The 25,685-nt window shown below is 62.4% G+C and carries 13 protein-coding genes; 4 read left to right on the top strand and 9 right to left on the bottom strand.

The window, feature by feature from the left end; all coding sequences use genetic code 11:
• Window positions 1–17: 17 nt before the first annotated feature.
• Complete coding sequence (gene ptsP / locus C9990_RS05325; RefSeq protein WP_106802700.1) at window positions 18–2,537, top strand: phosphoenolpyruvate--protein phosphotransferase; 2,520 nt, start codon at window positions 18–20, stop codon at window positions 2,535–2,537.
• A gap of 26 nt (window positions 2,538–2,563) precedes the next feature.
• Window positions 2,564–4,270 (top strand): N-acetylglucosamine-specific PTS transporter subunit IIBC, encoded by a 1,707-nt coding sequence (gene nagE / locus C9990_RS05320; protein ID WP_106802699.1) that lies wholly within the window; start codon window positions 2,564–2,566, stop codon window positions 4,268–4,270.
• 245 nt (window positions 4,271–4,515) lie between these two features.
• On the opposite strand, the gene C9990_RS05315 is transcribed toward nagE, so the two are convergent.
• Both C9990_RS05315 and C9990_RS05310 read right to left on the bottom strand, forming a co-directional pair.
• Complete coding sequence (locus C9990_RS05315) at window positions 4,516–4,968, bottom strand: hypothetical protein (protein WP_065908670.1); 453 nt, start codon at window positions 4,966–4,968, stop codon at window positions 4,516–4,518.
• A complete protein-coding gene (locus C9990_RS05310; protein ID WP_065908668.1) occupies window positions 4,952–5,590 on the bottom strand; it encodes a DUF6036 family nucleotidyltransferase in 639 nt (212 codons plus the stop codon). The genes C9990_RS05315 and C9990_RS05310 overlap by 17 nt, the downstream gene beginning before the upstream one ends.
• 290 nt (window positions 5,591–5,880) lie before the next feature.
• On the opposite strand from C9990_RS05310, the gene C9990_RS05305 reads away from it, so the two are divergent.
• Entirely contained in the window at window positions 5,881–11,613 is a 5,733-nt protein-coding gene (locus tag C9990_RS05305) for a membrane-targeted effector domain-containing toxin (protein ID WP_106802698.1), read from the top strand.
• 84 nt (window positions 11,614–11,697) lie between these two features.
• On the opposite strand, the gene C9990_RS05300 is transcribed toward C9990_RS05305, so the two are convergent.
• Window positions 11,698–12,009 carry an NIF3 1 gene (locus C9990_RS05300; RefSeq protein ID WP_003193986.1) on the bottom strand — a complete coding sequence of 104 codons (312 nt, stop codon included), beginning with the start codon at window positions 12,007–12,009 and terminating at the stop codon, window positions 11,698–11,700.
• 4 nt (window positions 12,010–12,013) lie between these two features.
• Complete coding sequence (gene purL, locus C9990_RS05295; protein ID WP_106802697.1) at window positions 12,014–15,910, bottom strand: phosphoribosylformylglycinamidine synthase; 3,897 nt, start codon at window positions 15,908–15,910, stop codon at window positions 12,014–12,016.
• Between the two features lie 287 nt (window positions 15,911–16,197).
• On the opposite strand from purL, the gene mltF reads away from it, so the two are divergent.
• Window positions 16,198–17,658: a membrane-bound lytic murein transglycosylase MltF gene (gene mltF / locus C9990_RS05290; RefSeq protein ID WP_065908659.1), complete on the top strand. Its 1,461-nt coding sequence runs from the start codon at window positions 16,198–16,200 to the stop codon at window positions 17,656–17,658.
• A gap of 322 nt (window positions 17,659–17,980) precedes the next feature.
• On the opposite strand, the gene C9990_RS05280 is transcribed toward mltF, so the two are convergent.
• The 5 genes from C9990_RS05280 to treP form a co-directional block, all read right to left on the bottom strand.
• Window positions 17,981–18,259, bottom strand: a complete 279-nt coding sequence (locus C9990_RS05280) for a PTS transporter subunit EIIB (protein WP_106802695.1) — start codon at window positions 18,257–18,259, stop codon at window positions 17,981–17,983.
• A 2-nt stretch (window positions 18,260–18,261) separates the two neighbouring features.
• Entirely contained in the window at window positions 18,262–20,793 is a 2,532-nt protein-coding gene (ptsP, locus tag C9990_RS05275) for a phosphoenolpyruvate--protein phosphotransferase (protein WP_106802694.1), read from the bottom strand.
• Between the two features lie 165 nt (window positions 20,794–20,958).
• A complete protein-coding gene (locus C9990_RS05270) occupies window positions 20,959–22,179 on the bottom strand; it encodes a carbohydrate porin (RefSeq protein ID WP_065908656.1) in 1,221 nt (406 codons plus the stop codon).
• Between the two features lie 156 nt (window positions 22,180–22,335).
• A complete protein-coding gene (gene treC / locus C9990_RS05265; protein ID WP_106802693.1) occupies window positions 22,336–23,982 on the bottom strand; it encodes an alpha,alpha-phosphotrehalase in 1,647 nt (548 codons plus the stop codon).
• Window positions 23,983–24,031: 49 nt separating this feature from the next.
• Window positions 24,032–25,474 carry a PTS system trehalose-specific EIIBC component gene (gene treP, locus C9990_RS05260; protein WP_065908653.1) on the bottom strand — a complete coding sequence of 481 codons (1,443 nt, stop codon included), beginning with the start codon at window positions 25,472–25,474 and terminating at the stop codon, window positions 24,032–24,034.
• Window positions 25,475–25,685 lie beyond the last annotated feature (211 nt).

The following is a 25,685-nucleotide window of genomic DNA, read 5'->3' as shown; positions in this document are numbered from 1 at the left end:
TGATGAGTACCGTGCCCATGTCCTACAACAATAATGAATTGACCCTTAGCGCCCCACTCAGTGGTCCGCTGCTGACCCTGGGCAACGTTCCCGACGAAGTGTTCGCCAGCGGCGCCATGGGCGACGGTATCGCCATCGATCCGCTCAATGATTGCCTGCACGCACCCTGCGATGGCGAGATTATTCATGTCGCCCGCACCGGGCACGCGCTGACGATCCGCGCGCAAAACGGTGCCGAGTTGCTGATGCACGTGGGCATCGACACCGTGGAACTCAACGGCGAAGGTTTTGCCTTGCTGGTCAAGCAAGGGGCACGGGTCAGCAGTGGCCAGGCTTTGGTGCAGTTCGACCTGGACCGCATTGCGCGCCAGTGCAAGAGCCTGGTCAGCTTGATTATCCTGACCAATGGCGAGCGCTTCGAATTGCGTCCGGTGGCCGCGCAAAGCGTCAAAGTCGGCGAACCGTTGCTGCACGTGATACCGCGCTCAACCGCACCGGGCCAAACCGCTGTGGATAACTCATTGACTGAAGCCAGCGCGAGCGTGCGCATCACCCATCGCGGCGGCCTGCACGCACGGCCGGCGGCGCTGATCCGCAAAACCGCCGAGGGCTTCAGCAGCCAGGCGCAGTTGCATTTCGGCGCCAAGTCGGCCGCCTGCAACAGTTTGATCGGCGTGTTGGGCCTGGGGGTCGGCGAAGGCGACGAGGTGCGCGTGACGTGCCGCGGCAAAGACGCCGAGGCCGCGTTGCAGGCGCTGGTCGCGGCGCTGTCAGTCGCGGTCAAGGAGGCCCCCCCAGCGCCCACAGCGCCGCTCGTCGCGGCGCCACGGCGGGCGAGTACCGAAGCCGGTGTATTGCAAGGCGTGTGCGCGGCACCCGGGCTGGTCTGTGGCCCACTGTTCCGCCTGGCAGGTATCGAGCTGCCGGCAGACCTCGGCCAGCATCGCGCCGACGAACAACTGCAACGCCTGGACGCGGCGCTGGAGCAGGTGCGCGGCGAAATCCGCAAGACCCTGGGCCACGCCCGGCAACGCCAGGCCGTCGAGGAAGAAGAGATCTTCGCCGCCCACCTCGCCCTGCTGGAAGACCCGACCCTGCTGGAAGCCGCCACCGCAGCCATCGAACAGGGCAGCGCCGCCACCCATGCCTGGCGTGATGCAATCCAGGCGCAATGCGCAGTGTTGCTGGCCTTGGGCAAACCGCTGTTCGCCGAGCGCGCCAATGACCTGCGCGACCTGCAGCAGCGGGTCCTGCGCGCGCTGCTCGGCGAAGCCTGGCACGTCGAATTGCCCGCCGGGGCGATTGTCAGCGCGCACGAACTGACGCCGTCGGACTTGCTGCAACTGAGCGCGCAAAACGCGGCCGGTATCTGCATGGCCGAAGGTGGCGCCACCTCCCACGTGGCGATCCTTGCGCGGGGCAAAGGCCTGCCGTGTGTGGTCGCGTTGGGCGCAGAAGTGCTCGATGTGCCGCAAGGCCAGCGCGTGGTGCTCGACGCCGGCAACGGTCGCCTGGAACTGGCGCCCAGTGAAGCGCGTCACGCCGAAGTGCACCAGATTCGCGACGTGCAGCAACGCCGTCGCCAGCAGCAACAAGCCCAGGCCGGGCAACCGGCGCACACCCTCGACGGCGTGAGCATCGAGGTAGCGGCCAATGTCGCCTCCAGCGGCGAGGCCCAACTGGCCTTTGCGAACGGCGCCGACGGCGTCGGCCTGCTGCGCACCGAATTCCTCTTCGTCGACCGCCGCACTGCGCCGGATGAACAGGAACAGCGCCAGGCCTATCAAGCCGTGCTGGATGCGATGGGCGACAAGTCGGTGATCATCCGCACCATCGACGTCGGCGGTGACAAGCAGCTCGACTACCTGCCGCTGCCTGTCGAGGCCAACCCGGTGCTGGGTCTACGCGGGATTCGCATGGCCCAGCTGCGCCCGGAATTGCTCGACCAGCAGCTGCGCGCGTTGCTGCAAGTCAGCCCGCTGGAGCGCTGCCGCATCCTGCTGCCGATGGTCAGCGAGGTCGACGAACTGCTGCAGATCCGCCAGCGCCTGGATGAGCTGTGCGCTGAGCTGGAACTGACCCAACGCCCGGAGCTGGGGGTCATGATCGAAGTGCCCGCCGCCGCGCTGATGGCCGAGCAGTTGGCCAAGCATGCGGACTTTCTGTCCATCGGCACCAATGACCTGTCCCAGTACACCCTGGCCATGGACCGCGACCACGCCGGCCTCGCCGCGCGGGTCGATGCCTTGCACCCGGCCTTGCTGCGGTTGATCCACCAGACGTGCGTTGGCGCCGCCAAGCATGGGCGTTGGGTTGGGGTGTGCGGCGCCCTGGCATCCGACCCGCTGGCGACGCCGGTCCTGGTCGGCCTGGGGGTCAGCGAGCTGTCGGTGAGCGCGCCGCAAATCGGAGAAATCAAGGACCGTGTCCGTCACCTGGACGCGGCGCAATGCCGGCAACTGAGCCAAGGGCTGCTCGACCTGAGCAGTGCCAGGGCGGTTCGCCAAGCCTGTCAACACCACTGGCCGCTGAGCTGACAACAACAAGAAAAAGGAGACCCGCCATGTACCAATTATTCATCGAAGGGCTGCAACGCCTGGGCCGCGCGCTGATGCTGCCCATCGCGATCTTGCCGATTGCCGGCCTGCTGCTGCGCCTGGGTGACACCGACCTGTTGAACATCGCCGTCATGCACGATGCCGGGCAGGCAATCTTCGCCAACCTCGCGCTGATCTTCGCCATCGGCATCGCCGTGGGCTTTGCCCGCGACAACAACGGCACCGCCGGGCTGGCCGGAGCCATTGGCTACCTGGTGATGGTCTCCACGCTCAAGGTGATGGACTCGACCATCAACATGGGCATGCTCGCCGGTATCGCCAGCGGGCTGATGGCCGGTGCGCTGTATAACCGCTTCAAGGACATCAAGCTGCCGGAGTACCTGGCGTTCTTCGGCGGGCGACGGTTCGTGCCGATTGTCACCGGGTTTTCGGCGGTGGCCCTGGGAGTGATCTTTGGCCTGATCTGGCCGCCGATCCAGCACGGCATCAACAGCTTCGGCGTGCTGCTGATGGAAAGCGGCAGTTTCGGCGCGTTTGTGTTTGGCGTGTTCAACCGCCTGCTGATCGTCACCGGCCTGCACCATATCCTCAACAACATGGCGTGGTTTGTGTTCGGCAGCTTTACCGACCCGGTAACCGGCGCGGTGGTCACCGGCGACCTGACCCGCTACTTTGCCGGCGACCCCAAAGGCGGCCAGTTCATGACCGGCATGTTCCCGGTGATGCTGTTCGGCCTGCCCGCCGCGTGCCTGGCGATGTACCGCAACGCCCTGCCGGAGCGGCGCAAAGTGATGGGCGGGATTTTCCTGTCGATGGCGCTGACCTCGTTCCTCACCGGCGTGACCGAGCCGATTGAATTCGCCTTCATGTTCCTGGCGCCGTTCCTGTACCTGATCCACGCGCTGCTCACCGGCCTGTCGATGGCGCTGACCAATATGTTGAATATCCACCTGGGCTTCACGTTTTCCGGAGGGTTTATCGACATGGTGCTGGGCTGGGGCAAATCCACCAATGGCTGGCTGGTGGTCCCGGTTGGCCTGGCATATGCCGCGATCTACTACAGCGTCTTCAGTTACTGCATCCGCCGCTTCAACCTGAAAACACCGGGCCGCGAGGATATCCAGGTGGCGCAGGCTGAAGCGATGACTGACAACCAGCGCGCCACGGCTTATATCCAGGCCTTGGGCGGCGCGGCGAACTTGCTCAGTGTCGGGGCCTGCACCACGCGCCTGCGATTGGACATGGTCGACCGCAACAAAGCCGTGGATGCCGAGTTGAAAGCCCTGGGGGCGATGGCCGTCGTGCGGCCTGGCAATGGGGGCAGCCTGCAAGTGGTGGTCGGGCCACTGGCTGACAGCATTGCCGATGAAATTCGGCTGGCCATGCCATCGTTTGTGGCCAGCGCACCGGTGGCAGCGGCGCCTGTGGATAAGTCTGTCGCCGTGAATGTGCAGGAAGCCGAGCAATGGCTGAGCGCACTCGGCGGTCGCGCGAATGTGCGCCAGCTGGAAGCGGTGGCGATGACCCGGCTGCGGGTGGAACTGGGCGATGATTCGGAGTTGTCCGAAGCTCAACTGACGGCGCTCGGGTGCCAGGGGGTGAGCCAGCTGGACAGCGGTGTGTGGCACCTGCTGATTGGCGACAAGGCGTCGGGCTTGAGCGAGGCACTTGAACGGTTGGTCAATGCCCGCGAGGTCGGCGCCAAGGTATAGCGCAGCGGTGGCAGTGCGGGCCATTCGCGGGCAAGCCCGCTCCCACAGTTGATCGGTGCCCGACCGGGCAATGCGGTCGGAGCGGGCTTGCAGTCGCGGTCGCTGAATGTGCAGCGACTGCAGAAGATGCGTGAGGCGGGCTCCGACGGACAACCCGAAAGGTTTGTGGAAAATCTCCGAAAACTGGAGATATCACAGACGGCAAAAACCCGACTTAAGTCGGGTTCTTTGATAGCGATTCATGCCTAAGCAGATACCGAACGTTGCTCGGCTTCGTAATGGCGGGTCTGAAAAGGCATTAACGCTTGAGCCTTCAATCCCAGCCCTTCACTCAAACCCCACGACACCGCCAACTCATCGCGGCGACTGCCAAGCGCAACAGTACCCTGCCGTTTTACCTCTTGTTTGGACGCAGCAGCCTGAAAAAGCTCAAGCACCTTCAGCACTTCGACTACCCGACTGTCTGTCGCACACGAAAAGCGCGTGAAACGCTCCAGCAAATAACCTGCGCGACGAAGCTCCACCTCACTGGAGTGTACTTCCAGAAACGCCTTTACCTCTCCCACAAGACTAGTGTCTGAATACCAAACCGCTTTTGCCGCGCAGACAAGGGCACTGTCATCAGCCTGATTCAGCGGACTTTTGACCAGCATATCCAAGGCATCGGAGAGGACAGGACCGTTAATAGGCTTCATCAACTTCAGTTTCCAGGTAATCGTGCAAGATATTGGTCAGTACAGAGGCAGGTGGTTCCTTGTTGCCAACATACATATCAATTGCCTGCAATGCCAGCCGACGGAACTCAGTGGTCACAATGAACCCAGCCCTGAGCAGGGCCATGATGTCGCCTACATCCTGATCAGTAGCTCGACCCAGCTTGGAGATCGCAATGTCGATAGGTGCAGCAATATGCAGATGCAGTGCAGACTCAGCAGTAAACTCTGCCAGGGGAATACTTCGCTCCCAATAATCCTCGTGAAGCGGACCAAAGCCGGTGTTGTATTGAAGGTCGTAATTGAGCTCCATGACACGGCCAGACTGCTCGTCGAAAAATTGCTCTGGAAACTCTGCCAGTAACGTCTGCAGGCGCAACTTGTGGTGAATATTCGTGCAATAAATCTCCGCATCAACGTCCGTGGATACACGGTGGTGGGTATATAGGTGGACAGCACAGCCACCGAACACGATGACCTTGACTGCTCCTGGCTTTGCTCCCTCAAGGATCAATTCCACTTCAATGGATTTGAACATTGAAATCAGTGCTTGTCCGAGTGAGCTACTCGTATTGAGGCGCGGAGCGACAACATAAGGGGTTTCCATTTCTTGAATCTCAAGCCAGTGCAACACTGCTGAACGGGCCTTGAACTCAAATCCCGATCACTGAATGGTCAGTGACCAACAAAGGCTATTCAGCAGAGTTCCGAGGGACAACCCGAAAGGTTTGTGGGAAATCTCCGAGACTCGCTGTGTTCAACCCGCCGCGCTATCCATGAACGCCGGGCAAGTCACCAGGATGTGTCGGCACCTGCCTGCGCTAGTTATCTACCGCCTGGTCAACTTCCCGCCTGCGCATGCTGAGGGTTCTTACCCCCAGCATGGAGAGCGTGCCTGTGAGCACCACACCCCAGACCTTTGAAGGCATCAAGGGCCACCTCAACCAGATCGGGCATCACTTGCTCCAGGTCGAGTCGCCGTTAGTCCCCGAACACACGCCGTCCGCAGCCCTGGCTTATCTGGAGCGCGTCAATCGGATCCTGACGAATTACCGCCAGCAATTCCTGGCCAAGAGCCGGCCCCTCTATCAAGGACTGACGTCAAGCAATCTGCCCACCCAAGTGACGGCGCTCAAGACCACACTGAACGCTCACCTGCTGCACCTCGATCGCTATGAGCAAATCGATGGCAAGCCCCTTAAATCCTTCATGACGTTTGACGCCGGGTACACGGCGCTGGCCAACGAAACGGCGCTGAGTGCCGAGGACCGCCTGCTGCATCCGCAGCAACAGGCCATGCTTGAGCGTGTGCCGCTGGGTATCACGTTGCGCCCAGGCTTGTATGCGTTGAGCTTCAGCTACCAGCAACGCACCGTCGAACTGGCGGGCGCCTTTGTGCTGACGGAAAAATCCAGCCCGCAGGTCGCCGACCTGACATCTGCGCCGCCGGTGGGCGAAGTGATGCTGTACACCCCTACGCGCGGCATTGAGTGCTTCGGCTCACTGGCGCAGTTGAACAGCCAATGGCTGCAGGCGATGGACGATGCCGAGCAACGGCGCACCTTCATGCACCTGCTGCCCGCGCGCTATGGCGATATCACGCCGGGAGCGATCTGGCCGCTGGCGCTGACGCCGATCAGTGACAAACCGCTGTTTGAACATACCTACGACGCGCTGATCGACAAGCGCACCCAGGACATCGAGCGCGCCTTGAGCCTGGAGGACAACCCGACGCACGACGCCGCCCAACTGACCGATGCACTGGACCGTGCCATCACCGCAGCGTTACCGGACTTCAACGCACGCCTGGGCTGGCGCGCCCGACAGCTACTGGAGCGCTACCTGCGCCAGAGCGCGCCGGATTGGTATCGCAGCGCCAGCGACACCCGCCGCGCCACGCTCGCCACCCACCTGGCAAGTTACAATGAGGCCCGCGAACAACTGCTCGACCTGCTGGGCCCGGTCACCACACCTGAAGACCTGGCGCGCTACCAATGGCTCGAACGCTTGAGCGATGAACTGGACATCCACGACCTGGCGCCACAGGACCTGATGATCAGCACCCGGCGCTACGTCGATCCCATCGGCGAATATGAACACGAGCGCAGCCTGATCGACCTGGCCCTGCGCGGGCTGCAAACCGGCGACGCGCTGGCGGGCTCGGACTTCCTCACCAAAACCACCCTGACCTACCAGGATGCCCCCCTGCCCAAGGCCTACCGGGACCTGACACCTGCCTGGCTGGTGGAGACGCTGGGCACGTTGCAACCGCGTATCGAGTTCGCCGACCTGCAACAACAGATGCATGCCAAACCGGCCGTCAGCCAGGCGATCGAACGGATGCTCGACCAACGCATCAACGCACTGGCGTACACCGCCGTGTTGCAGGGGCATCTCAGTGACGAGGACTACGGGCTGATCACCGACCTGCGCCAGGGCAACGCCCCCCACCTCAGCGCCGCCACGCTGTCGCTGCACGAAGCGCAGTTGCAGGACCTGTGGGTGTTGCGCAAAACCGACGCCAGCGGCGCTGTAATCCGCCTGCTGCTGTGCACGCCGCAAGCGCCTCGGGACCAGCAGTTCCTGGTGTTCAACAGTGAGGGCGAGTGCCGAAGCCATATTCTTGGCTGGAGCCTGGACAACGGCACGCGGCATCCGCCAGGCACGCTCACCGACTACCTGATCAAGCGGGTTGCGCTGCGTTTTCGCGCAGCAATGACACACGTATTGACCAGCATGAGCATCGAGCCAGGTGCGCATGAATCCATAGAAATCAGCTTCGGCCACATCGGCAGCCACGCCGCGTGCCTCAAGGCCATGGCGGCGCACGTGCTGGCCACACGGGTCGATGACTATGAATTCAGCACCCCGAACTGGTTCCGCTCCACCAGCATCGACACCCGCCAGAAGCTATTGAAGCTGGTGGAAGACGGCGAGGGCGCGCTGCTCACCTATAACGAATTTCCGCTGTCTGACGCGAAGTTCCCGAGCTTCAATGACTATCTGCATGAACAGGCCAGACAGCGCCTGAACCTGCTGTTGGGACGTAAGGGCAACGATGTGGACCCCGACACCGTGTGGGCCTTCTCGCCCCCGGCATTGATAGGCTCATCGACCCCTGCGCCCATGACCTACACGCAGCTGTACCGCGACGGTTACGCCGATGGCGTGGGTTTTCTCGACGAGAAATTCTCCCGCTCAGCGCGGTTCAGAGGCCCGAAGGGTGTTGACCTGAGCCCGATCACGGGGCCCACGGGCGCGCTCACGGTGGCACGCTCGGTGACGGGCACCTGGGTCGGCCAACGCTACATCAACAAGGTCAAGGCTCAACTGCTGAACGTCGGCAGTGCGGACTATGACCTGCGACGCAATGCGACCCTGGCCATCACTCAGCGCCAGATGCAGAACGCCGGCCTTGAATGCCGCCTGCAGGGGGAGATCGCCGGAAGTGATTGGGCATGGCTGGAGCGCAGTATCGCCAGCATGGGCGAGACCGCCCCCGCCACGCGCACCACTTATGCGATCCATCGCCTGCTGCTGGATGGCGAATGGGTAATGGGAAATTTCCTCTTCAGCCATCCCGGTTTCCCGACAGTGCTCTACACCCCCAATGCACCGGATGGCATCAGCTTTCGCGAGGCTCGGCAGTTCAACTACCTGCTGAAAAAAATCCCCGCCATGCTCGGTTACTTCACCCAGCGGGTGGGTACCCGATCCCAGGTCAGGGTGCGTGCCTTCCTGGATGCCGCCAAGGCACAACTGCCCGAGGGCCTGAACCGCACCGACATCAGCCTGCCACGCTATGACTCGACCCGCGAGCAAACACCGCTGCAGGATCTGCGCCGGGCCCTGTATGACATGCCGCTGCAGCGCAAGATCGACGACATTGAAGGCACCACGAACAACCGCACCCGAATGGTCACCGGCATCCTGTGGACCTGCGTGGAGTGGGTCACCGCCATCGCCACTGCGCCGTTCCCGACTCTCAGCTTGAGCCTGGGCATGCTGTTGGCATTCAAGGACGGCATGCTGGCCCTGCACGCTTATCAGCAGGGTGACAACGAAGCGGCCGTGGAGCACTTGATCGGTTACGTGCTCAACAGCGCCGGCGCAGCGTTCACCGACCTGCGCCCGGCGCTGGTTTCGCTCAAGCAGCTTGCACGTCCGGGCGTACGCCAAGTCGCCAAAAGCAGCGCGTTGTCGAGCGAGCGGTTGAACCTGGTCGAGCCGCTGCAACCCAAGCCGCCGGCGCCGCAGAACATGCAACCCGTGCTGTTTGACGGTGAAGCCCTGTGGGCGAAAAACACCCCGGACCCGATCGGTCGCTATTTGCTCTACCGGCTCGACCCGGCCACCGGCAAGCTGGTTTCCACCACCCGCGTGGCAGCCCCTGACGCGCAAGGCGTGTGGCGCCGTACCGGGGTCGTCGGTGGCGCGCCCAAATATGAAAGGCTACCCGACACACCGCAGCAGCTCACACCCTATGAGATGCCGGCAAAGTACGCGAGCAAACTGGAGCCGGTCCTCAACCCGCAGGTGCGCGAAGGGATGATGCGCTGGTCTGAATGGAATTTCGACTCGCCGAACGTGGTTCTGGGCAGTGCTGCGGTGGAACTCAAACCCCTGCGCACCACGTACCTGCAACAGGCCGAACGCCTGGCCACGGACGCCGAGGATTTTTTCAAGAACCTCGACCCGCTGCCCGTTCGCGCTGATCCACCGGCGATCGACGCCAGCATGCCGTTCTCGCAACTGCTCGCCAGCGACGCCTTCAGCGCCAACAAGAACCTGGTGATCGGCGCGATACCCGACTCCATCGCCAGCAAACAACTGCTGATCACCCAGATGGACACCTTGATCAGCAAAGGCTTCAAACACCTCTACATCGAGTACCTGCCCACCGATGTCTTCCGCTCGAAACTGCAGAAGCTCAACAGCGGCAAATCCTGGCTACACATCGAAAAGCATCTCAAGGCTGTGGATAAAGCCTTGGGCTTTGCCGAAAACGCCGAGTATTCCTACGTCAGCCTGGTGCGCAAGGCCCAGGAAAAGGGCATGAAGGTCAACGCCCTGGACGCCTCCACGTCTTACCTGCTGGACGATGCCCTGCTGATGGGCGACACCCCACCGACTCTGCCACGCAGCAACAGTGTGAGGAATTTCTACTCCCACAAGGCCATTGAGGCCGATGCGCTCAACGAGCTGGATGAGCGCTGGATAGCCTTGGTGGATCATTCCCGCGTACGCACGTTCGAGGGCACCCCAGGCCTGGCAGACCTGCAGGACGCCGTCGCACTGCGCGTGGTGGATGTGGCCGCGGATCAGCCTGTCGGCGTGTGGCTCGACGCGCCGGGCGCCATCGCCGGTGACTCGCTGGCCAAGGGCGATTACCGCCTGACCCTGCAGACCCCGTACACAGCGCCCAAGGCTGCAGCGGCGTCCAGCGCGGTGGCGGATGCGGTGACGCATTACAGCGACTACGACATTGCCCCCGCACTACATGGCAGCATCACCCGCCAGGCCGAGGTGCCGCATGGGCTCAATCCCATCTATGTTCCGCAGAATCCGGCCCATCACGAAGCATTCCAGGCCTTCAAGGACGCCAGGCATCGCTTGAGTACAGATGCAAAAAACTACCTGGACACCCACGTACCGCCAACCCGGCCAGATCCCGCCATCCTGGCTTCGCCCAAGCCTGCGGAGGCGTTCCTGGACAACCTGCGCCAGAGCGACTTCGCAGGGCTCGTAATCGGTGAGGGTCAAACTGCACGATCCAGCAAGCGGTGGCTGCGCGAGTCGATGGGGAAACTCAAGACGCTGGGATTCAAGACGCTTTACGTGGAGCACCTGCTGACCGATATGCATCAGGCCCAGCTGGATCTGTTCTTGACCACGCAACGGCTTCCGGACGACCTCAAGCGCTACCTCAAACAACTGGATCGGGGTTACATGCCCAATTACAAAGGCAGCGACACCTATACCGAGGTTGTCCAGGCGGCGGCCAGGCACGGCCTGCGCATCCGCGCCCTGGACTGCATCGCCAGTTACAACATCAAGGGGCTGGCGGAGAAAGACCTGGCCCGCAACCGGATGTTCAGCTACTTCGCCTCCAAGGTCATCGCGGCCGACCAGGCGGCGCACGGGCCTCACAAATGGGTCGCCTTCGTTGGCAGCACTCACACCAACATGAACCTGGGCGTTCCGGGCCTGGCGGAACTGCAAGGCGCGGTCAGCCTGCATGTCAGGGATACGGCCCCGGCATTGGCCAAGAACATTCGTCCGGGTGGCTGGGAGACCCTGCACGAGGGCATTAGCCCGAGGGCCTTGCGCGGCGATTTCATACTCGACGCCGGCGTTGCCGGAACCCAGGCTCCAGCCCCCTTTGTGCCTGCGGACAGGTCGCGCTTGAACCGACCCGGCTTGTACCTGATCGAACGCCCGTCGCCGTCACAGAGCAACCTGGTGCATCACTCCCGCAGCGGGGAGATCGTCTCGACACCGATCAAGATCGATAAGGATGGGCTGTTTTATGTCGACCGCTGGGCGCAGATGCAAGGCCAGCGCTTCAGCCACGAAAAGATATTGATCGACGCGTTGCATGTTGAAGTGAGGTTAGTCCCCGCACCGTAAAGTGTCAGCTGCGGCTGGATGACAGCCCACAAAAAACCCGCTGGCCAACCTGGCCCAGCGGGTTTCTTGATGACAGCTTGCGGGTCAGAAATCCGCCAACTGCCACACTTCATAAGCCGGTGTTTCATAGGGGTGGCTGAGTTTCAGCGCGGCCACAACAGCCACAATCAGCTCATCCGCCACCACCAGCTCAACCTTCCATTCCTCAACCACTTCCACCTGGCCGACTTGCCCGATAAACGGCTGGCTGCCGTCCAACGCGCGAAATTGGCCCTGGCCCAGCACTTGCCAGGCGCAGCTGTCGTAGTCGCCGATGCGCCCGCCGCCGGCTGCGAAGACGGCGGTTTTCACCGTCTCTACATGGCTGTCGGGCACAAAGAAGGCAAGCTTGTACACCGCCTTAGTTCACCCACACGCGCGCGTTGCGGAACATGCGCATCCAGGCGCCGTCTTCGTTCCACTCTTCCGGGCGCCACGAGTTCTGCACGGCACGGAACACACGCTCAGGGTGCGGCATCATGATGGTCACGCGACCGTCACGGCTGGTGAGACCGGTGATCCCGCGCGGCGAGCCGTTCGGGTTGGCCGGGTAGGTCTCGGTGACCTTGCCGTGGTTGTCGACGAAACGCATGGCCACGCAACCGGACAGGTCGGCTTCGAGCAAGGCTTCTTCGCTTTCGAACTCGGCATGACCTTCACCGTGGGCGATGGCGATTGGCATACGCGAACCGGCCATGCCTTGCAGGAAGATCGAGTTGGATTCCTGCACCTGCACCATCGCAACACGGGCTTCGAACTGCTCGGAACGGTTACGCACGAAGTGCGGCCAGAACTCGCTGCCCGGGATCAGCTCGTGGAGGTTGGACATCATCTGGCAACCGTTGCACACACCCAGGGTGAAGCTGTCGTTGCGTTCGAAGAAGCCCTGGAAGGCGTCGCGGGCACGGCTATTGAACAGGGCCGACTTGGCCCAGCCTTCGCCGGCACCCAGCACGTCGCCGTAGGAGAAACCGCCGCAGGCCACCAGGCCTTTGAACTCGTTGAGGTCAACGCGACCGGCGAGGATGTCGCTCATGTGCACGTCGATCGCATTGAAGCCGGCACGGTCGAACGCGGCCGCCATTTCCACCTGGCCGTTGACGCCCTGCTCACGCAGTACGGCAACTTGTGGGCGAATACCTTTCTTGATGTACGGCGCGGCGATGTCCTGGTTGACGTCGAAGCTGAGCTTGGTGCTCAGGCCCGGGTTGTCTTCTTCCAGGATCACGTCGAATTCCTGCTCGGCGCAGTCGGCGTTATCGCGCAGGCGTTGGATCTGGTAGCTGGTCTCGGACCACTGGCGTTGCAGCAAGCGGCGCTGGCCGGCAAACACGGTGTCGCCATTGAACGAAATGTTGATCTCGCCGTTGTTGATCGGCTGGCCGATCACCGCCACGCAGTCGTCCAGGCCAGCGGCGCTGAACTGTGCGAGTACGTCCGGGGTTGCGTCCTGGCGCACCTGGATCACCGCACCCAACTCTTCGTTGAACAGGATGCCGTTGATTTCGGCAGCATCCTCGGCAACGCTGTCGAGCACGATGTTCAGGCCGCAGTGACCGGCAAACGCCATCTCGACAACGCTGGTCAGCAGGCCGCCATCGGAACGGTCGTGGTAAGCCAGCAGGTGGCCATCGGCGTTGAGGCCCTGGATCACGGCGAAGAAGGCCTTGAGGTCTTCGGCATCGTCGACATCCGGCGCCTGCTTGCCGAGCTTGCCGTGGGTTTGTGCGAGGATCGAGGCGCCCATGCGGTTCTGGCCGCGACCGAGGTCGATCAGGATCAGGTCGGTGGTGCCCTTGTCCATGCGCAGTTGCGGGGTCAGGGTCTGGCGAATGTCGGTGACCGGGGCGAAACCGGTGACGATCAGCGACAGCGGCGAGGTGACGCTCTTGTCCACGCCTTCATCGTTCCAACGGGTGGCCATGGACATCGAGTCCTTGCCCACCGGGATGGTGATGCCCAGCTCAGGGCACAGCTCCATGCCGACCGCTTTTACGGTGTCGTAAAGACGCGCGTCTTCACCCGGGTGACCAGCAGCGGACATCCAGTTGGCCGACAATTTGATGTCGGAAAGCTTGCCGATGCGCGAGGCTGCGATGTTGGTGAGGGTTTCACCAATGGCCATGCGGCCCGACGCCGGGGCGTCCAGCAGGGCCAGCGGCGTACGCTCGCCCATGGCCATGGCTTCGCCGGTGTAGACGTCGAAACTGGTGGCGGTGACGGCAACGTCGGCCACGGGAACCTGCCACGGGCCAACCATTTGGTCACGGGCTACCAGGCCGGTGATGGTGCGGTCGCCGATGGTGATCAGGAAGCTTTTGCTCGCCACGGCCGGGTGGTGCAGCACGCGTTCGATGCTGTCGGCCAGGTCGAGGGTGCTTGGGTCGAAATCATCGCCCAGCTCGGCTTCACGTACCGCCGAACGGTGCATGCGCGGGGCCTTGCCCAGCAGTACTTCGAGCGGCATGTCGACCGGGCTGTTGCCGAAGTGGCTGTCAGTGACGGTCAGTTGCGGCTCGGCAGTGGCTTCGCCGACCACGGCAAACGGGCAGCGCTCGCGTTCGCAGATGGCCTGGAAGCGTGCGAAGTCTTCGGCGCCGACGGCCAGCACGTAGCGTTCCTGGGATTCGTTGCTCCAGATTTCGTGCGGGGCCATGCCCGGCTCGTCGTTTGGAATGTTGCGCAGTTCGAAACGGCCGCCGCGGTCGCCATCGTTGACCAGTTCCGGGAAGGCGTTGGACAAACCGCCGGCGCCGACGTCATGGATGAAGCTGATCGGGTTCTTGTCACCCAACTGCCAGCAACGGTCGATGACTTCCTGGCAGCGACGCTCCATCTCAGGGTTTTCACGCTGCACGGAAGCAAAATCCAGGTCTGCCGAGCTGGTGCCGGTGGCCATGGAGGAAGCGGCGCCGCCGCCCAGGCCGATCAGCATCGCCGGGCCGCCGAGCACGATCAGCTTGGAGCCGACCAGGATCTCGCCTTTCTTGACGTGTTCTTCACGGATGTTGCCCATGCCGCCGGCCAACATGATCGGCTTGTGGTAGCCGCGCACTTCATCGCCACGCGGGGTGGTGATGGATTGTTCGAAGGTACGGAAGTAACCGGTCAGCGCCGGACGCCCGAATTCGTTGTTGAACGCGGCGCCGCCCAGCGGGCCTTCGATCATGATGTCCAGCGCGGTAACGATGCGCTCAGGCTTGCCGTACGGCACTTCCCACGGCTGTTCGAAGCCCGGGATCTGCAGGTTGGACACGGTGAAGCCGGTCAGGCCAGCCTTGGGCTTGGCGCCACGGCCGGTTGCACCTTCGTCGCGGATCTCGCCGCCGGAACCGGTGGCTGCGCCCGGGAACGGGGCAATCGCGGTCGGGTGGTTGTGGGTTTCAACCTTCATCAGGATGTGCACCGGCTCCTGCACCGCGCCGTACTGGCGGGTCTCAGGGTCCGGGAAGAAACGGCCGGCAACGGAGCCGACGATCACCGAGGCGTTGTCCTTGTAAGCCGACAGAACGCCTTCGCTGTGCATCACGTAGGTGTTCTTGATCATGCCGAACAGGCTTTTTTCCTGGCTCTCGCCGTCGATATCCCAACTGGCGTTGAAGATCTTGTGACGGCAATGCTCGGAGTTGGCCTGGGCGAACATCATCAGTTCGATGTCGTGCGGGTTGCGCTTCAAGCCGTTGAAGGCGTTGACCAGGTAGTCGATCTCGTCTTCGGCCAGGGCCAGGCCGAGTTCGGTGTTGGCCTTCTCGAGGGCGGCGCGGCCACCGCCAAGCACGTCAATCGCGGTCAGCGGCTTGGGCTCGGCGTGGCTGAACAGACCGGCGGCCTGTTCCAGCTGGCTGACGATGATCTGGGTCATGCGGTCGTGCAGGCTGCTGGCGATCAGCTCGGCCTCGGCATCGCTGAACTGCCCGGCTACATAGAAGGCAATACCGCGTTCCAGGCGCTGGATTTTCTCCAGGCCGCAGTTACGGGCGATGTCGCTGGCCTTGCTCGACCAGGGCGAGATGGTGCCGAACCGTGGCAGAACCAGGAACAAGCGGCCGGTCGGCTCTTGAACGGGAACGCTGGGGCCGTACTTCAGAAGGCGTGCGAGCACTTGCTGTTCGTCGGCGGTCAAGACGCCGGTAACGTCGGCGAAGTGAGCAAATTCAGCATACAAGCCTGTAACAGCTGGAACCTTCTGGCTCAGTTGCTCAAGGAGTTTGCTGTGGCGAAAGGCAGAAAGGGCAGGAGCGCCGCGCAGGATCAACATCTTCGGGACAGCCTCGGGAAGGGGGTGTGCTTTGAGGCCGTGCATTCTAGCGTAAACCATCGCCAACGGCACCCGAAACGGCACCAGTGGCCGCTGCCGGACGTCAGTTGGCACGGTTTGCACGGTATCGGGGCGTTTTCCCGGGTATTCGGAGCAGTTATTTTAACCGTCACAATCGGCTGCCAGGCCACGTTTCTGCGGGCTGCAGCACAGTTTTGCCGGCGCTAGCAGACAAGTCCCATGCTGTCGAGATATGGCGCCGTGGGCCGTTTGCGTATACTGCGCAGATGTTCTCCCCTACTGCTTTGCGCCCGCGATGCGCCAAATGGCTCATCGCAACCGGACTCTTCCTGATGCTCAGCGCCTGTGTTGATAAACCCAGCACGCTCGAGCGAATCAAGGAGGATGGCGTATTGCGGGTGATCACCCGGAACAGCCCGGCGACTTATTTCCAGGACCGCAACGGTGAAACCGGTTTCGAATACGAACTGGTCAAGCGCTTTGCCGATGACCTGGGCGTGAAACTGGAGATCGAGACCGCCGACAACCTCGATGACCTGTTCGGCCAGTTGGGCAAGCCCAACGGTCCGGTGCTCGCCGCCGCCGGCCTGGTCAGCAGCGAGCAGCGCCAGCAGCAGGTGCGTTTCTCCCACCCTTACCTGGAAGTCACCCCGCAGATCATCTACCGCAACGGCCAGTCACGCCCGACCAACGCGGCGGACCTGGTGGGCAAGAAGATCATGGTGCTCAAGGGCAGCACTCACGCCGAACAACTGGCGGAGCTGAAAAAGCAGAATCCTGCGATTGAATACGAAGAATCCGACGCCGTTGAAGTAGTCGACCTGCTGCGCATGGTCGACGAGGGGCAAATCGACCTGACCCTGGTGGACTCCAACGAAGTCGCGATGAACCAGGTGTACTTCCCCAACGTGCGCGTGGCATTCGACCTCGGCAATGCCAGCAACCAGAGCTGGGCCGTGGCCGCCGGCGACGACAACAGCCTGCTCAACGAGATCAACAGCTACCTGGACAAGGTCGAGAAGAACGGCACCCTGCAGCGCTTGAAAGACCGCTATTACGGGCACGTCGATGTACTCGGCTATGTCGGCGCCTACACCTTCGCCCAGCATTTGCAGCAGCGCCTGCCCAAGTACGAAAAGCACTTTCGCACCTACGCCAAGGAAGAAAAGGTCGACTGGCGCCTGTTGGCTGCCATTGGCTATCAGGAGTCCCTGTGGCAACCGGCGGTCACCTCCAAGACCGGCGTGCGCGGCCTGATGATGCTGACCCAGAACACCGCCCAGGCGATGGGCGTGTCCAACCGCCTGGACGCCAAGCAAAGCATCATGGGCGGCGCCAAGTACCTGGCCAAGATCAAGGATGAGCTGGACGACAGCATCGCCGAGCCGGATCGCACCTGGTTCGCCCTCGCCGCCTATAACGTCGGCACCGGGCACCTGGACGACGCGCGCCTGCTGGCGAAGAAAGAAGGCCTGAACCCGAACAAATGGCTGGACGTGAAAAAGATGCTGCCGCGCCTGGCGCAGAAGCAGTGGTACAGCAAGACGCGCTACGGCTATGCCCGGGGCGGCGAGCCGGTGCACTTCGTGGCGAACATCCGGCGCTACTACGACATCCTCACCTGGGTGACCCAGCCGCAGCTGGAAGGCAATCAGGTGGTCGAAGGCAACCTGCATGTACCGGGCGTCGACAAGACCAAGCCGCCGGAAGACACCCCGCAGCTGTAAGCCACTCTCCCAAACACCAGAAAACCAATGTGGGAGCGGGCTTGCTCGCGAAAGCGGTGTGTCAGTCGCTGAAGGTAGTGGCTGACCCACCGCTATCGCAGGCAAGCCAGCTCCCACATTTTGCAGGTATTCCAAGGTTGGAACCGGGTTGATCAGACCGCTCAAATCCCGGTGCGGCGCCCCGAATCACAAGCCCGAACAACGATCAAAACTGTGGGAGCGGGCTTGCCCGCGATAGCGGTGTGCCAGTCACTGAAGGTAGTGGCTGACCCACCGCTATCGCAGGCAAGCCAGCTCCCACATTTTTGATCTGCGCCTGGCTTCAGAGGCCAGTGAGCAGATGCACGACGCCGCCGGTCAATACCATCACTGCCGGCACACCCGCCGCCTTCAACGCCGACTCATCCAACCGTCCCGTGTCCTGCAGTTGCACGCGCACCCGCGTCAGTGCCACGCGCTGTTGCGACTTGAGGTTATCCGCGCCGCCCAGTGCACTCAGCACCTCGGCCGACAACCCACTCGGTGCTGGCGCCACCACGGTTTCGGCGATCAGATCCGGGGTCAGGGCTTTCCAGAACGCCCGCTGCAATTTCTCGAACATGCTCAGTGCTCCACGACAGGTGAGGTTTCAACAGTGGCCGCGCGATACCGGCGCACAGCCTCGCGCACCTGGCTGGCTTCCTCCAGGCCCAGCACGTGGCGGGCGAGGGTCTGGCAGCCGTCCAGGTCCAGCTCACGCACGCCGGCCTTGATGGTCGGGATCAGCGGCACGCTGACCGACAACTCATCCACGCCAAGCCCGATCAACACTGGCACCGCCAGTGCTTCGGACGCCAGCGCGCCACACACCCCGACCCACTTGCCATGGGCATGCGCCGCCGTGACGGTGGTCGCGATCAGGCGCAGCACCGCCGGGTGAAAGCTGTCGGCCTGGCTGGCCAGGCGTGGGTGATCGCGGTCCATGGCCAGGGTGTACTGGGTCAGGTCATTGGTGCCGATCGAGAAAAAATCCACGTGCGGCGCAAACACGTCCGCCATCAGCGCCGCCGACGGTACTTCGATCATGATGCCCAGCTTCGGCAACTCGCTGAGCCCCAGCGCCAGCGCTTCTTCTTCAAGAATGCGGCGTGCCGCCTGCAGCTCCGACAGCAGGCTGACCATCGGCAACATGATATGCAGGCGTGTCAGCCCGGCACTCGCGAGGATCGCGCGAAACTGCTCGCGCAGCAGCTCCGGGCGCTCCAGGCACAGGCGAATCCCGCGCAGGCCGAGGAACGGGTTGGTCTCACTGTCCATCGGCACGTACGCCAGCGGTTTGTCGCCGCCGACATCCAGGGTGCGCACCACCAGGTTGCGCTGCGGGCCCAAGGCGCGGGCGATGGCGCTGTAGGTCGCCGCCTGCTCATCCGGGCTGGGCGCGCGATTGCGATCCAGGTAGAGGAATTCCGAACGCAGCAGGCCGACGCCTTCGCCCCCCAGGTTCAGGGACTGCTCCACTTCCTGCAGCGAGGCGACGTTGGCAGTGACTTCAACATGATGGCCGTCGCGGGTGATCGCCGGCAACGAGGCCTGCGCCACTTCACGCTGGCGTCGCAGGACGTGCTGCTTGCGCGCCGTTTCCAGCTGTTCGATCTCGGCCAGGTTGGGGTCCAGGTGCAACTCGCCTTTGTCGGCATCCAGCAGGACCTGCTTGCCATTTGCCAGCGCCAGTACCTGCGCGGGCACTCCACAGATCGCCGGCAAGCCAAGGGCGCGGGCGAGGATTGCCACGTGGCTCGTCGCACCGCCACCAACGGTGACAAACCCCAGCACCTTGTGGGTGTCGAGACTGGCGGTTTGCGACGGCGTCAGTTGCTCGGCGATCAGGATCGCGCGCTCAGGCAAGTCCCAGGCACTGTCCTGGATCCCGAGGATCAGTTTCAGCACACGCTGGCCCACATCCGCCAGGTCTGCCGCACGTTCGGCGAGCAACGCATTGCCCAGGCCCTGGAACAATTTGGCGGTGGCCACCGTGGCGCTGTTCCAGGCGAACGCAGCGCTCTTGCCCTCGTCCAGCAGGCGGTGGGCTTGCTCCAGCAAGGTCGGGTCTTCGAGCAGTTCCTGATGGGCAGCGAAGATCTGCGCCTGGGCGCTGCCGGCAGCCTTGGCTTGCAGGGTTTGCAAGGCGTCGGTTGCCGCCTGCAGGCCACGCGCCAACGCCGCGCGCTCGGCAGCTAGCGTACTGCCCTGCTCAGTGATGCTCAGTTCGGGCTCAGCCACTTGAACCACCTGGCCGAACGCCGAACCCGGTGACGCACACACGCCGCGCAAGACACTCGCCGACGATTCTTGCGCAACCACCTCGACCTCTTCAGCCGGCGCCGTCACGCGCTCGCCACAGCCTTTGGCCAACAATTCGACCAAGGCCGTGATCGCCGCCTCGGCGTCTGCCCCCGCCGCACTGACCTGCAAGGTATCGCCCTGCACGGTCTGCAGCGCCATGATCGCAACCAGCGACTTGGCGTTGGCACTCTGGGTCTGCTTGTGCAGATAAATGCTCGCGGCAAAACCTTTCGCCGCCTGGGCAAACACGGCTGCCGGGCGTGCATGCAAGCCGTTGGCATTGGGCAAGGTCAGCGGCTTGGAGAACAGCGCGTCGCCCTCTTCTTCCTCCGCACCTTCAGCCACTTCGCCTGGGGATACCTGCAACAACGGCTGCCCCACCGCCACCACGCCGTTGTCCGCCGCCAGCAGCGTAAACGGCTCGCCGCTGACCACCAGCATCAAGGTCAGCAGACTGCGGGCATTGAGCGCCACATAGTCGGCATCGAGCTCGATCAGCACTTGCCCGGCGTCCACCCGCTGGCCTTCCACGACCCGCCGCGTGAAGCCCTGGCCCGCCAGGTTCACGGTGTCCAGGCCGATGTGCATGAGCACCTGGACGCCATTGTCGTCGGTGATGCTGACGGCATGACCACTGTCCTGGATATTGCTGATCACACCCGCCAACGGTGCGCAGAGCGTCTGCGAGGTCGGGTCGATGCACAGGCCGTCGCCGATCAGACGGCTGGAGAATACCGGGTCGGGTACCCGGTCCAGGGCCAGCAGCACCCCGGACAGGGGTGCCAGCAGTTCCAAGGGTTGCGTTGTGGTCATGACTTCACCTGCTATTTTGTTCTGTAAAAATCATAGGGCGAACGACGGTCCAATGTGGGAGCTGGCTGGCCTGCGATGCCGGCGACTCGGTTTCTCAGTAAGACCGAGGTGTTGCTATCGCAGGCAAGCCAGTTCCTACATAAAGCTCGCTCACTTGAATACGAGCTATTTCCACCAATATTCGACTTGCACACCCACATTCGACCCATGCCGCGCCGTGCCATAGGCGCCGGTATCGGACAACGCCGAGCCCGCCGCCAGTTCATTCGCCGCACGCTTGGCCGCTTCGTTCCAGCTCGCATAGGTGTAATACAACCGCACTTCCGGCCGCGCCCAGAAATCCGGGCCGTTGGGCGACCAGGTCGGGGCGAAGGTAAATTTGCTCAGCTTGCGCGTGCCGCCGCTGGCCTCGACCTGATCATGGCCGAGTTCGGTGACCAGCTTGAACTGCTCGCTGATGGCATACGCCGGGCGCACGCCGACCGACATCCAGGTCTGGTCCTGGCTGCCTGGGCGAATGTCCTTCTGGTACACCGCCTCGATCTGCCCGCCAAAACGCGGGGTCACTTGCCAGTCGAAAAACTCGACGGCGCGATAACTTTTGCTGCTGTTATCCAGGAAGGTATTACCGGTGTAGCCCAGGCCGGTGCCGGGGCCTTCGCCGTACTGCAGGGCGAACTTGTTCTTGCCGCCGAGGAAAGGCTTCTGCACGTGTTGCGCGGTGATTGCCCAGCCGCTGTTGGTGTCGCGCCCACCGGCCTTTTCGATGTAGCTCAAGCCCAGCTCCAGCTCGCCGCCGGGGTTGGTCTTGAAACCCGCGACGTTGAAGTCGTGACGGGTGGCGTATTCCTTCTGGTACAGGTTGTCCTTGCGCGAAATGGCGTAGCTGTACTTCAGGTCGCCGATCAGCACGTCCTCGATGCCACCGCCCGTGGCGCTCTGGTTCCAGTAGTAGAAATCGGAGATATGGATGTCATTACGCTTGTAGTAACGCCGACCGGCCCACACCGAACCGCCGTTGAGCGCGGGCAGGTTCGACCATTGCGCATACATCTGCGGCATGCGCGCCGAGCCGTTGTCCTCGCCCTGGAATTTAAGCGCGCGGTCGTACTTGTTGTACAGCGAGGCCATGGCGTCGACGCTGAGTACAGAGCCGTCGTCGAGGGTCAGCAGGTCCTGGCGCAATTCCAGCTCCGCATATTGCTCACATTCGTTGCCCAGGCGGTACTTGGTTTGCGCCCCCGGCAACTGGAAACATTGCTGTTTGCCACTGCCCGTGGAAGTCCCCGCGCCGCTACGCAAGTAACCGGCAAATTCCAGCGCCTGAGCGCCCAGTGGAAGGGTCAGGCAGGATGCGACGAGGCCCAGTTTTATTGTTGTTTTCATGCAGCGCTCCTTTTATTTTTATTGTTTTCTTACTTTTTTTTACCCGACACGATCCCTTGCAGGCGCCAGCTTGCTGGCGATAGCGGTCCGCCGAGCGATAGCGGTCTGGAGGGCGCTATCGCCGGCAAGCCGGCGCCTACAGGGAATGGTGGTGTTTCAGTCTTTCAGGTGCAGGACGAACGATTCATAGGGGCGCAGTGCGACCGTGCTCGTGCGCTGCGGGCAATCGGGGTAGTTGCTGATCAGCAGGCGTTGTTCGCTGGCAGGGTTGATCACGTCATCCGGCAGCTGGATTTCGCATGGCGTGCCATAGAAGTTGTTCAGTACCAGCAAGCGCTCGCCCTGCCCCTCGCGCAGGTACGCCCAGACCTGCAGATGGTCCTGCAGCAATTGGCGGTAAACGCCGGTCTGGATCAGCGGTTCGTGGCGACGCAAGTCGATCAGCGCGCGGTAGTGATGCAGCACCGAATCCGGGTCATCCAGTTGGCTCTGCGCATTGATCTGCGCTGCATTGGCCGGGATCCCGATCCACGGTTCGCCGCGACTGAAACCGGCATTCGCCTGGGTGTCCCACTGCATCGGCGTGCGGCTGTTGTCGCGGGACTTCTGCATGATCGCCGCCATGCTCGACGCCTCGGACTCACCGGCATCGCGCTTGAGACGAAAGATGTTCAGGGTCTCGACATCGCGGTATTGCTCGATCCGGTCGAACCCCGGATTGGTCATGCCCAGCTCTTCGCCCTGATACACGAACGGCGTGCCCTGCAGGAAGTGCAACGCGGTGCCGAGCATCTTCGCCGAGACCACGCGGTGCTCACCGTCGTCACCGAAACGCGAGACCACCCGCGGCTGGTCGTGGTTACACCAGAACAGCGCGTTCCAGCCACCACCGGCCTGCATGCCGAGCTGCCAGTCGGACAGAATCTGCTTGAGTTGCAGGAAGTCGAAGTCCGCCCTCACCCACTTCTGCAGGTTCGGGTAATCGACTTTCAGGTGATGAAAGTTGAAGGTCATCGACAATTCTTTCGACGCCGGATTCGAGTAGCGGATGCAGTGTTCCAGGCTGGTGGATGACATCTCGCCGACGTTGATCAGGTCATGGCCTTCGAAGACTTCGCGGTGCATTTCCTGCAGGTATTCATGCACGTTCGGGCCGTCGGTGTAGAAACGGCGGCCGTCGCTGTGGTCTTCGGGAAAGTCCGCTGGCTTGGAGATCAGGTTGATCACGTCCAGGCGGAAGCCGCCCACGCCCTTGTCGCGCCAGAAGCGCATCAACTTGAACACCTCGGCGCGCACCTGGGGGTTGTCCCAGTTGAGGTCGGCCTGGGTGTGATCGAACAGGTGCAGGAAATACTGGCCGGTTTGCGCCTCGTATTCCCAGGCCGAGCCACCGAACTTGGATTCCCAGTTGTTCGGCTGGTCGCGCCAGATGTAGAAGTCGCGGTACGGGTTGTCGAGGCTGCTGCGCGCCTGCTGGAACCACGCATGCTCGATGGAGGTGTGGTTGACCACAATGTCGAGCATCAGCTTGATGCCGCGCTTGGCCGCTTCGCTGATCAGCAATTCGCAATCGGCCATGGTCCCGTAGCTCGGGTCGATGGCGTAGTAGTCGCTGATGTCGTAGCCGTTGTCACGTTGCGGCGAGCGCAGGAACGGGGTGACCCACAGGTAATCCACGCCCAGCCATTTGAGGTAATCGAGCTTGTCCACGATGCCGAGCAGGTCACCGGTGGCGTTACCCGCGTGGCTGTGGAAGCTTTTGGGGTAGATCTGGTAGATCACCGAGTGTTGCCAGTCTTGCATGGTGGACTCCTTTGAAATGTGTGCGGGCCTTGCCGGCGATAGCGGTCGGTCAGGCGACGCGATAACCAGGCCGAACGATCTTCATGCTCAATGCACAGGTCAGAACAAACGGCACGACCATCGCCACCACCATCCCAATCACAAAGCTTGGGATGTACTGCGGAATGATCGAGATGAATCCGGGCAAGCCGCCGACACCGATGGCCGAGGCCTGCACCTTGTTCAGCGAGAGGAAAATACTGCCCAGCGCCGAGCCGAGCAGCGCGGCATAGAATGGAAATTTGAAGCGCAGGTTCACGCCGAACATCGCCGGCTCAGTGATGCCGAAGTACGCGGAAATCGCCGAGGTCGAGGCCATGCTTTTATCCCGCGCATTGCGGGTGGTGTAGAACACCGCGAGTGCTGCGCTGCCCTGGGCCAGGTTGGACATCACAATCATTGGCCAGATAAACGTGCCGCCCTGGGTGGAGATCAGCTGCAGGTCCACGGCGAGGAACATGTGGTGCATGCCGGTGATCACCAGCGGCGCATACAACAGGCCGAAAATCGCCCCGCCGACCATCGGCGCGAGGTCAAACAAGGTGACCACGCCTTCGGTGATCAGGATCCCGAGGTGACGCGTGACCGGGCCGATGATCGCCAGCGCCAGCACACCGGTGACGACGATGGTGGTGATCGGCACGACCAGCAGTTGAATCGCGTTGGGCACGCGAGCGCGCAGCCACTTCTCGATCACGCTCATCACGTAGGCCGCCATCAGGATCGGCAGGATCTGCCCCTGGTAGCCGACTTTTTCGATCTTGAACCAGCCGAAAATATCGAAGTACGGCAGGCTCTGGCCGTCGAGCCCGGCGACCGCCTTGCCGTAGTTCCAGGCGTTGAGCAGGTCCGGGTGCACCAGCATCAGGCCAAGCACGATGCCAAGGATTTCGCTGCCACCAAAACGCTTGGCCGCCGACCAGCCGACCAGCGCCGGCAGGAACACGAACGAGGTGTTGGCCATCAGGTTGATCAGGCTCCACAGCCCATCCAGGTTCGGGTAGGCCTCGAGCAGCGTCTTGCCGTCGATGAACATGCCCTTGGCGCCCATCAGGTTATTCACCCCCATCAGCAGGCCGGCGATGATCAGCGCGGGCAGGATCGGCATGAACACATCGGAAAAGACCCGCACCAGACGCTGCATGGCGTTGGTCTTGTCGGCGCCCTTCTTCTTCACGTCGGCGATGGTGGCAGCGGCGAGGCCGGTCTGTTCGCGCAGGGCGGCGTAGACCTTTTCCACTTCACCGGGGCCGATCACGACCTGGAACAGGCCGCCGGTAAAGAACGAGCCCTTGACCAGGTCGACCTGGTTCAGCGCGCTGCTGTTGACCAGGCTCGGGTCCTTGAGCGCCAGGCGCAGGCGGGTCACGCAGTGGGCAGCTTGTTCAAGGTTATCGCTGCCACCGAGGTTCTCGAGAATCTCGCGGGCAATCGTCGAATAGTCGTGGCTCATGCTTGGTTTCCACTTTGATTTTTTTATTTGGGGGCAGTCATTGGCAGCACGCCGAGGGCAAAAGTACTCGTCTGTACGAGTTAAAGCAACAACTCGTCTGTACGAGTTACAAAATGTTTATATCTTGTAGGCTGTCATATCGCTGGAGGCCGCAGATATCCAAGGGTCTGATGGACAAACCCCACCTCTGCCACTAAGGTTCCTGCCGTGA

This window comes from Pseudomonas sp. S5D5, from assembly GCF_003013355.1.
Lineage (GTDB): Bacteria > Pseudomonadota > Gammaproteobacteria > Pseudomonadales > Pseudomonadaceae > Aquipseudomonas > Aquipseudomonas aylmerensis.
The sequence above is the reverse complement of the archived record's forward strand: the minus strand, read 5'-3'. Positions and strand labels throughout refer to the sequence as shown.

Excerpts from the sequence above, each read along its gene's own strand:
- nagE (WP_106802699.1), top strand. The coding sequence starts at position 2,564 with ATGTACCAATTATTCATCGAAGGGCTGCAACGCCTGGGCCGCGCGCTG.
- treC (WP_106802693.1), bottom strand. The coding sequence starts at position 23,982 with ATGCAAGACTGGCAACACTCGGTGATCTACCAGATCTACCCCAAAAGC.
- mltF (WP_065908659.1), top strand. The coding sequence starts at position 16,198 with ATGTTCTCCCCTACTGCTTTGCGCCCGCGATGCGCCAAATGGCTCATC.
- C9990_RS05280 (WP_106802695.1), bottom strand. The coding sequence starts at position 18,259 with ATGTTCGAGAAATTGCAGCGGGCGTTCTGGAAAGCCCTGACCCCGGAT.
- treP (WP_065908653.1), bottom strand. The coding sequence starts at position 25,474 with ATGAGCCACGACTATTCGACGATTGCCCGCGAGATTCTCGAGAACCTC.
- C9990_RS05310 (WP_065908668.1), bottom strand. The coding sequence starts at position 5,590 with ATGGAAACCCCTTATGTTGTCGCTCCGCGCCTCAATACGAGTAGCTCA.
- ptsP (WP_106802700.1), top strand. The coding sequence starts at position 18 with ATGTCCTACAACAATAATGAATTGACCCTTAGCGCCCCACTCAGTGGT.
- ptsP (WP_106802694.1), bottom strand. The coding sequence starts at position 20,793 with ATGACCACAACGCAACCCTTGGAACTGCTGGCACCCCTGTCCGGGGTG.
- C9990_RS05270 (WP_065908656.1), bottom strand. The coding sequence starts at position 22,179 with ATGAAAACAACAATAAAACTGGGCCTCGTCGCATCCTGCCTGACCCTT.
- purL (WP_106802697.1), bottom strand. The coding sequence starts at position 15,910 with ATGTTGATCCTGCGCGGCGCTCCTGCCCTTTCTGCCTTTCGCCACAGC.